We start from the raw sequence: 1,844 nt of genomic DNA on the forward strand, positions 1-1,844 counted from the left end.
GGCCAGTATGTCGGCATAGAGGCGCATGCTGGCGATTTTCACGTCCGATTCCAGCATCTGCCTGCAGCCGCTGGCCAATGACGGCGACGGGGAAGAAAAGCCCAGGATCGCGCACGCCAGTCCTATGGAAACGCTCCGCATGGAAACCTCCCGTGATTGCAGCCTCTCGCTGCAAGGGAGCTTGCACCCGGTGCGCCTGCGAGGGGATCGGCCAGATGCGGTGTTTTAGGTCCTGCATTTGTAGTATTTTGCCACGGCAGGCGTTGATAGTGCGCACGTCCGCGGGCAGGGAATCGGCATGAACCACAACGCGACAGCGGCCACCTCTTCAGCGTCTTCGCCGGCGCTGTCCGAGCGCGAGCGCGCCGTGGCGGAGAAATTCGCGGCTGGCCTGACCTATCGCCAGATCGGCGAGGCGCTGTTCATCGCGCCATCGACCGTGCGCACCCATCTCGCCGCGATCTACGAGAAGCTCGGCGTGCGCAACAAAGTGGCGCTTGCCGCGCACCTCAATGGCATTGCCAGCTTGCCGCCGGACAAGCCGTCGGCCTTGCCCGGCGCTTCGCCGGTGCTGGCGATATTCCCGATCGAATGCCTGAGCGATGAAGAGCGCTGGCGCCGCTTCGCCAACGGCCTGTCGTCGGACATCACCGTCGACCTTGCGCGCTACGCGGGCCTTCCGGTCATCGCCTTCCACACCATGAAGGCGCTGGGCAGCAAGCCGGCCGACTTCGCCGCTGACGGCAAGGCGCTGGGCGCCGCCTACATCGTGTCGGGCCAGCTACGCGCCGACGACCGGCGGGTGCGGCTGACGATGGAGCTTGCCGACGCGGGAAGCGGCCTCAGCCTGTGGAGTGAGCGCTACGACCGTCCGGTCGAGGACATCTTCGCGCTGCAGGACAGTCTGACCGAAAGCGTCATCAATGTGCTCGCCGGCTGTTTCGGGACGATCGCCACGATCGGGCGCAACGCGGTTCGCCGCAAGCCGCCGGCCAGCCTGCGCGCCTATGATCTCTATCTGCTTGGCGTCGAGCAGCACAACACCTTCAGCCGCGCCGGCAACGCGGAAGCGATCCGGCTGTTTTCACGCGCGCTGGAACTCGACCCGACGCTGGTCAGGGCCTGGACCGAGCTCGCCTACGCCTATTCGATCGAAGCCGGCAACTGCTTTGGCCGCGATCCGCGGGCATCGATCGAGAAATGGCGCGCGGCGGTCGAAAATGCGATCCGGCTCGATCCCTTCGACAGCAGCGCCTGCAACTGCTTCGGCGATCTCATGGGATGCCTCGGCGACCTCGATGCCGCGGAGCGCGCCTACAAAAGAGCCTACGAATGTGGCCCCAACCATGCAGACACGCTGGCGCTGCTTGCCGGCAGCAAGGCGCTGGTCGCAGGCGATCCGGCCGAGGCGATCCCGCTCATCGAGCGCGCCATGCGTCTCAACCCGCTCGCCCCGCCCTGGTATTTCGGCATGCAGGGCCGCGTCCTGTTCTGCGCCGGCAGGCACCGGGAAGCCATCGCGGCCTTGCGCCGAAGCACGCCGGACTCGCCCAATGTGCTGATGTTCCTGGCGCTTTCCCATGCGGCGTCGGGCGAGAGCGCCGAGGCCGCCGGATTCGTGGCGCGGCTCGCGGCCGAGTTCCCCGACTTTTCCGTCGAGGGTTTCATCTCGGGCTATCCCGTGACCAACCCGGAGGCCGTTAGGGCCATCCGGGATGCGGCGAAGCTGGCGGGGCTGGGCTGAGGGGGAGAAAGGCCGGGCAGTGAGGAGGTCAGGGGTTGAGGCGCCTATCTCCCCCCTTGTGGGGGAGAGAGCGATTTCAACATCTTAGCGAAGCTAAGTG

At 66.2% G+C, this 1,844-nt stretch carries 1 protein-coding gene; it reads left to right on the forward strand.

The window, feature by feature from the left end; genetic code table 11:
- The first annotated feature begins 298 nt into the window (after window positions 1-298).
- On the forward strand, window positions 299-1,744 hold the full coding sequence (locus EOA33_RS34445) for a LuxR C-terminal-related transcriptional regulator (RefSeq protein ID WP_127407629.1): 1,446 nt from the start codon (window positions 299-301) through the stop codon (window positions 1,742-1,744).
- The last annotated feature ends 100 nt before the right edge of the window (window positions 1,745-1,844 follow it).

This window comes from Mesorhizobium sp. M4A.F.Ca.ET.050.02.1.1, assembly GCF_003997725.1.
In the GTDB taxonomy this organism is placed as follows: Bacteria; Pseudomonadota; Alphaproteobacteria; order Rhizobiales; family Rhizobiaceae; genus Mesorhizobium.